A 7,299-nucleotide genomic window follows, 5' to 3' on the forward strand; every position below is an offset into this window, starting at 1 on the left:
GGATATATCAGCTGGTATGATTTTGCGTGTGAAATCTTTAAACAAGCTGGATATACTACTAAAGTAAATCCTGTAACTACAGAGGAGTATGGTTTATCAAAGGCAGCTCGTCCATTTAATTCTCGTTTAGATAAATCTAAACTCGTAGAAAATGGTTTTAAACCATTACCTACTTGGCAGGATGCATTGTCACGTTATTTGAAAGAAATTGATGGATAACAATGAATAAACAATTTTTGTCTAGAGATGATGTAACCTTTTTAAAAGCAGTTGCGATTGTTTTAATGGTATTTCATCATTTCTGGGCTTTCCCTATATGGTTTGCCGGAAAGAGTGACATTCATTATTGGATCATCAATGATTGGAATGTTTGTGAATCTTTTGGTCAATTTGCCAAAATCTGTGTTTCTATTTTTGCGTTTATTACAGGTTATACGATGTATTACAACTCAGATAAATATAAGAGTATAAAGTATCGTTTTGATAAAGTAAAAAATCTGTTTATAAACTATTGGATCATAGCATTCTTGTTTTTAATTGTTGGATTTGTATTAAATGAGTTACCTCCATACAGACAAATATTATTTAATATGTTTGGTCTACATTTGACTATGATGGATGGTAAAGTTTGTGTTAGTTTTGCATGGTATGTATTTTTCTATTTTATCATCATGGCACTAGCGGGTTTGATTATTAAACTAAAAAAATCAAAATTGTGGCTATTTCAAATTGTATTCATTTTTTTAGCTTCGGGTTATTTATATAATAAAAATTTAGATTTGCTTCTTCGAACAGGAAGAGAAATATTTATTATTATTAATAATTGTGATTTGTTTTTCTATATTGGTGTTGTATTAGTTGGTTACATTATTGCGGCAAATCAGGTGTTTGAAAAACTAGAAACAAGTTTATCTACATATAATAAATACACAACTAATTTTATAGTAACTTTAGTATTAGTCTTAATTATCATTGTTCGTTCTAGATATGGATGGTATAGAGGATATTTCCTTGAAACATTAATGATTTCAGTATTTATATTTAGTTTGATTTATATAACACGTAAAGTAAATAAAAAAGCAAAGATATTTACAATACTTTCAAAACACAGTATGAACATTTGGTTTTTACATTCTATGTTTTTTACTGGAGAATGTCGATTGCAATGGATAGCGTGTTTACCAAAGAATGCTTTATTGATTGTTATATGGACTTTATGCCTTTGTACAATCTTAAGTGTGCTTTTTGAGAAAGCTAAATCATTCTTTATACAAAAAATAAATTTTGTTCAAAAGTAAGCCTTATTTTAAGGCTTTTTTATGTTATACTTTACAAGTGTAAAATTTAAGTTAAAGGATGGTTAAATTATGAAAAGACGAAGAATAATTTCCGTATTAACAGTTTTACTAGTATTTCTAGGCCTATTATTAGTTAAAGTTGCTGAATGGGTACCTTTAACATTTGGAGATATTCCTTTTGAACAAGTATTATTCCATATGATGGTGCCGATGCAAGGCACAGACACTTCTTTTTTGTCTAGTTTTATAGATTATTGTTTACCTATTCCGAGTATTGTATCAGGCATTTTATTAATTTGTTGCATTATTAAAGATTGGAAAATTAGTAGTGATATTAAACAAGGAGAGTTTAGACATGTACGTAATAACGTTTTAATAATTATTACGACAGTAGCATGTTTATTTATATATGGATTTGGAATAACAGATTGTATCTATGCTGTTGGTATAGATCAATATTGGTATAATGTTTCACACCCTTCAAAATTATATGAAGAATATTATGTGAATCCAGAAAATGTAAAGTATACATTTCCTGAACAGAAAAGAAATTTAATTTATATTTTTATGGAATCCATGGAAACAACTTATGAAGATTTGGAACATGGTGGAGCTTTTGAAGAATCAAGAATTCCTGAACTTACAGAACTTGCAGAAAACAATTTAACATTTGCTAACGGAAATAATGATAACAATGGTTTCTTAGTGCCTTCAATGTCTGGATGGACAGTTGCGGCTATGGTTGGACAAACGAGTGGCGTACCATTAAATATTCCAGTTGAAGGTAATGAATATATTAGCGATAAAAGTTTTTTGCCTGGAACTTATTCAATAGGTCAAATACTTGAAAAGAATGGATACAAAAATGAGTTATTACTAGGTTCAGATGCTGCTTTTGGAGGTAGAAAGTATTATTTTGAGCAACACGGCAATTACAATATTGTCGATTACAATACGGCAATTGAAAGAGGTTGGATTGATAAAGACTATAAAGAATGGTGGGGTTTTGAAGACATTAAGTTGTTTGAATACGCAAAGAATGAGTTAACTGAACTTGCATCATCAAATCAACCATTTAATTTCACCATGTTGACTGCGGATACACATTTTATTGCTGGATATGAATGTAGTGAATGCATAGATTTATACGGAGATAGATATTCTAATGTAATCCGTTGTTCGAGCAAGCATGTTACTGAATTAGTGCAATGGATTCAAGAACAACCTTGGTACGAGAATACGACAATCGTATTGGCTGGTGATCATAAGAGTATGGATCCAGATTGGTTTAAGGATATTGAAGAGTCTGGATATAATCGTAAGTGTTATTATGCAATTATTAATTCAGCTGCTACACCAACAACACAGAATTCACGTAAGATTACAACATATGATTTATTTCCAACTACGTTGGCAAGTCTTGGCGTTACGTTTAACTCGGACAGACTTGGATTAGGTACGAATCTATATACTGAAACTCCAACTTTAGTTGAAAAGCTTGGCTTCAAGAAGTTTGATAAGGAATTGACTCGTCATTCGAATTATTATGATAAGTATCTATTGTATGGAAAGGGGAATAATTAATGGTGAGAAAGAAAGTACTACTATTAATCAATCCGAATTCTGGTAAGAAAAACTCTAAGGGTCAATTGTTGGATGTGTTAAATGAATTTTCATCTCATAATTATCAAATGGAAGTATATGTTTCTCAAAAACAGATGGATATTTGTCGCTATATAGAGGAGCATGGTGAAGAGTTTGATATAGTTGCTGTATTTGGTGGGGATGGTACATTAAATGAGGCTACAAATGGTTTGATGAAGTTAGAACATAAGCCAATCATTTCTTATTTTCCTACGGGTACAATGAATGATTTTGGTACTAACTTTGGATTAACGAATGACATGAAGAATTGTGCTGAGATTACTTGTAAAGAAAATGTAGAGTCTTTTGATGTGGGTAAGATGAATTCTCGTTACTTTAATTATGTGGCTGGTTTTGGAGCGTTTTGTAATGTGAGTTATGAAACAAAACAGGAGTTAAAGAAACAATTAGGAAATATGGCTTATATTATTAAGGCACTACATGAAATACCTAACTTACATCCGTATCATGTTAAGATGAATATGGATGGTAAGGAATTCGAAAAAGACTTGATGTTTGGATTGATTATTAATGGAAATCGTGTTGCTGGTTTTGAAATGGTTGAGCAAGATGATAATACATTTAAGGATGGTGTATTTGATATTATCTTAGTAGAACATACGCCTAACCTACTCGAGATTTATAATTATCCTTTAGGAGTTTTACATCCAGAATTAAATATGAAGTATGTAGAAAGATATAGAGCTAAATCTATTACGATTGAGTCTAATGAAAGATTAGCTTGGACACTTGATGGTGAAGAAGGAGAGTCAACATTAGTTGCTCATATAGATAATCATCCTAGAGCTTTACAGATATATGCCAATGAAAGAGATTGATTTCTCTTTCTTTTTATTTTTGTAACAAAAGATAATTGTAACGCTTCCAATATCGGTATAAAATAGAACCCATGGAGGGTTATACGTAATGAATAATAGAGATATTGTTAAGGTTGGTTTTGCCGTTCTTGCAGCGGTTATGAGTTATAATTTTGCAGATACTATCGTTCATGCTGAAGAAACAAGTGTTGAGCCTGTAAAAGAGACTGCACCTGTAGAAAATCAAGATGATTTAACAGATGTTATTGATGCAGTTGTTGAAGATACAAATACGTATGAAGATACAGATGTAACGGAAGAGACTACAGTTCCTGAAGAAACAGAAGATGAAAATGAAACTACAACAGTTGGTGGTGGTAGTGATACCAGTGCTAAATTAGCTGAGGGTTGGTCAAGTGATTCTTTACAGTATGTTAAAGATGGAGCTTATGTTAAGAATAGTTTTGCAGAGATTGATGGTCAAAAATATTATTTTGATGAGAATGGAAATAAGGTAACTGGTTTTAAAACAATTGGTACAGATTCATATTATTTTAATGAGTCTGGTATGATGCAGACTGGTTTACAAGTTCTTCATGATCAGGACACAGGGATTGCCGTATATTCTTTAAGAAAAGAAGATGGTAAATTACACTACTATTTAGAGAATGGTGCTGCATATAGTGGAATGATAAATTTAGAAGGGAAAGTTTATTATTTCGATAAAGGATTGCAGAGTGTTGGTGAAAAACAGGCAAATGGATATTGGTACAACTTCAAGGAAGATGGTAGTTTATCTGTTGGTTTTGTGAATATGGGTAATAGTGCTAAGTACTATGATAATCTTGGAAGAAGACAAACAGGTACTTTTAAGATTGATAAAGTAACTTATAACACAGATAGTAATGGTTTTATTACAAAAGCGAGTTGGGAAGGTGTTTCTTACTATTGTCAAAATGATGGCAGATGGGCTTGGAATGTCGTTGGTAATTATTATTTTGGTGGTTCTGGATGTGTTCCTACTACGGTTACTATGATTGTAAATACTATCAATGGTACAAACTATACGCCTAATCAAGTTGGTCAAATTTTACATAATGCTGGATATTTCAATACAAGTTCCATTGGTACTGGTGGAGAGTCTTGGCAGTATGTAGCTAATAAATTTGGCTTGAGTTATAAGAGTAATTTAAATGTAGAATCAGCTAAACAAGAATTATTAAAGGGGAATATGATTGCGGCGGCTGTTGGTGGTGGAAAATTCTGTCCATGGTATGGTGTAACGCATGAAATATTATTATTTGGTTTAGATGCACAGGGCTATACAACAGTATATGATCCATATACAAGTTCACGTAATGGTCGTGTACATATTAGTGAGGTCTTCAATCATCCATCATGGGATAGTAGTGATAGAAAGAATGGTGGTCCATTCTTCTCGTTAGGTAAACTTAGAGATCAAAATTTATATCTAGATGTATCTAAGGGAAATGCTCATGTAGGAAATGTATATTATACAGGTAAGAACGTTGAACCAGAAGTAAATCTTTCATTGAAAAATACAGCGTTGGTTCAAGGTAGAGATTATAAAGTTGTTTATTCAAATAATGTAAAACTTGGTAAAGGTACAGCTACCATCGTTGGTATAAATGCCTTTACTGGACAATTAAATGTTTCTTTTGACATTATTAAGGATGAAATGGTAAATGGAACTTATGAAATTATTTCATCTAAAAACAACAATAAAGTATTAGATGTAAAAGATGGTTCTAAATCAAATGGCGCTGGTATTCAAATTTGGGATTGGAATGCGACTGCTGCTCAACAATATGAAATTACTAAAAATCAAAATGGATACTATACAATTAAAAATGTAGGTTCTGGTTTATATTTAGGTATTACAACAAATTGGAATTCAATGTCAAACTTTAATCGCTTAGTCCAAGGTGTAAGTTCAAATTCAAAAGCAGGGCAATTTATTTTCACAAAAAACAAGAATGGTAATTGGGTGATTTCATCTGCGTGGGATCATAATTTTGTAGTTGATATGAACAATGCATCAACTGATAATGGTACTCCTATTCAAATTTTTACAAATAACGGTTCAGCAGCTCAGTCTTGGAAGTTATTAAAAATTAAGAATACTCGTGCAGAAATGGACCAAATGGCAAAAGATTATGCTGGCCTATTATCTGATGGTACATATTATATTAGTTCTTCATTGAATTCATCTTATGTATTGGATGTTAGTAATGCTGCCAAGAATGATTTTGCGAATATTCAACTATATCAATATAATGGTACAGGTGCACAAGGTTGGAAAGTCAGTCATGATTCTAAGGGATATGTAACATTTATGAATGTTGGTTCAAATAAAGTGATTGATTTATATAATGGGGTTGCCCAAAGTGGACAAAACATCAGTCAATATAGTTCTAATAATTCATATGCACAAAAATGGATTGTTTTAAAAACAAGTAATGGATTTAAAGTTATGTCTGCTTTAAATACGAATTATGTGTTGGATCTAAGTGGAGGTACAGTTCGTAATAGTTCTAACATTCAGGCTTATATTTCTAATGATACAAAAGCACAACGTTGGAATTTTACAAAATATGAATCTCCAAGACAGAAATTAGATAACATGGCAAAACAGTATAATGCAAGTATTGAAGAAACAACGTATGTCATTTCTAATTATAAGAGTCCAAGTTATACAATTGATGTAAGTTATGGTTCTAAATCAAATGGAGCTAATGTATGGACACATCAATCAAACAACACAAATGCTCAAAAATGGAAAGTAAAGAAAGATTCAGTAGGTTATATTACGTTTATTAATATTGGATCTAACAAAGCACTTGACGTTTCAAATGCAAGTGTAAATAATGGTGCTAATATTTGGCAATATGAAGTTAATAACACTTATGCACAGAAATGGATTGCGAAAAAGAATACAGATGGTAGTTTAACTTTCATTTCTGCATTGAATTCAAATTATGTATTAGATATTAGTACTGGTGTTGTAAAAAATACACAAAATATACAGTTGTATCAAAGCAATGGTACAAATGCTCAGAAATTTAAACTAACAAAAATCTAATTTTATAACCAGATACAAAAGTGTCTGGTTATTTTTTGGTTAGATTGAAATATTTTAAATATTCATTTAAAATAGATTTATCGGAAGAGGGATAGAAAATGGATAAAAAATTAAAACCACTTTTGGCTTTCGTATTAAGTGTATTTATGTCTGTATCAACAATGACGAATATGTATACAGTTCGCGCAGATGATGAAATCACACAAGCAGAGCCTATTGTAGAAGAAACACAAGCAGAAGAAAATGAAGATATAACGGATAATTACACAGATGAAACTTCAAATGTAGAAAACATTACTTCAGAAGAAGTACCTGCAGAAGAGGAGGTAGTTCCTGTTGATGAGGAAGAACCTGTTGTTGAAGAGGAGCAATTGGGGGATTCGAATATGATGGAATACTTCTTAGTAGATAATCCAGTATTATCGAGTGGGGAAAC

At 31.5% G+C, this 7,299-nt stretch carries 6 protein-coding genes; all 6 read left to right on the plus strand.

Translation table 11 applies throughout. The features are described 5' to 3' along the window. Positions 1-219, plus strand: a 219-nt coding sequence (locus Q0F58_RS15890) for a sugar nucleotide-binding protein (RefSeq protein ID WP_294378732.1), incomplete at its 5' end; no start/stop codon positions are given. Between the two features lie 2 nt (positions 220-221). Beyond that, positions 222-1,298 carry an acyltransferase gene (locus tag Q0F58_RS15895; protein WP_294378737.1) on the plus strand — a complete coding sequence of 359 codons (1,077 nt, stop codon included), beginning with the start codon at positions 222-224 and terminating at the stop codon, positions 1,296-1,298. A gap of 210 nt (positions 1,299-1,508) precedes the next feature. Continuing rightward, positions 1,509-2,882: an LTA synthase family protein gene (locus Q0F58_RS15900; protein WP_294378740.1), complete on the plus strand. Its 1,374-nt coding sequence runs from the start codon at positions 1,509-1,511 to the stop codon at positions 2,880-2,882. Continuing rightward, positions 2,882-3,781: a diacylglycerol kinase family protein gene (locus Q0F58_RS15905; protein ID WP_294378743.1), complete on the plus strand. Its 900-nt coding sequence runs from the start codon at positions 2,882-2,884 to the stop codon at positions 3,779-3,781. Before Q0F58_RS15900 ends, Q0F58_RS15905 begins: the two co-directional genes overlap by 1 nt. An 88-nt stretch (positions 3,782-3,869) precedes the next feature. Beyond that, entirely contained in the window at positions 3,870-6,863 is a 2,994-nt protein-coding gene (locus Q0F58_RS15910; RefSeq protein ID WP_294378746.1) for an RICIN domain-containing protein, read from the plus strand. 146 nt (positions 6,864-7,009) lie between these two features. After that, positions 7,010-7,299: hypothetical protein (locus Q0F58_RS15915; RefSeq protein WP_294378748.1), on the plus strand; the 290-nt coding region annotated here is incomplete at its 3' end.

This window comes from uncultured Clostridium sp. (assembly GCF_934754915.1).
Taxonomy (GTDB): Bacteria; Bacillota; Clostridia; order Clostridiales; family Clostridiaceae; genus Clostridium.